Source organism: Halomonas sp. BN3-1, assembly GCF_003056325.1.
GTDB lineage: Bacteria > Pseudomonadota > Gammaproteobacteria > Pseudomonadales > Halomonadaceae > Halomonas > Halomonas litopenaei.
Genome location: NZ_PYVV01000062.1, coordinates 1 through 382, shown reverse-complemented (window position 1 = coordinate 382; position 382 = coordinate 1). Strand labels below are relative to the sequence as shown.

Below are 382 nucleotides of genomic sequence, written 5' to 3'. Positions count from 1 at the left end.
ACAAGTACTATGACCTCCGGGACCCTGCCGGAGCGCCTGATAAACGACGGCTTGCCGAGCAGATGACGCCGGATCAAATACGGCAAGCCATCGAGCTCTCTAGAGCCTGGCAGGAGGAGCATGGCATTTTTGTACCGAGCTACTACGGACTGGAATACCAACCGGACGGCAGTTTCAAATAATGCAACAAACACGTGATTTCTTTTTTGATGAATCACTATACAATTCTAGCTTTCTATCCCAATCTCAAGCACCTGAATTCGAGCAAAAAGGCTAGCCTTCGGATCTATAGCTATTTCTTCCCATCACCTATAGACATCTTAAGCTCTCTCGTCTTGTGGCCGGCGTCGAAGACTGGGTCAACCGCTGTCGCTATGGCAAT

At 49.2% G+C, this 382-nt stretch carries 1 protein-coding gene; it reads left to right on the top strand.

Translation table 11 applies throughout. From position 1 onward, the window contains the following. The coding region (locus C9F12_RS22860) for a hypothetical protein (RefSeq protein ID WP_205254756.1) at positions 1-182 on the top strand (182 nt) is incomplete at its 5' end. Positions 183-382: the final 200 nt, after the last annotated feature.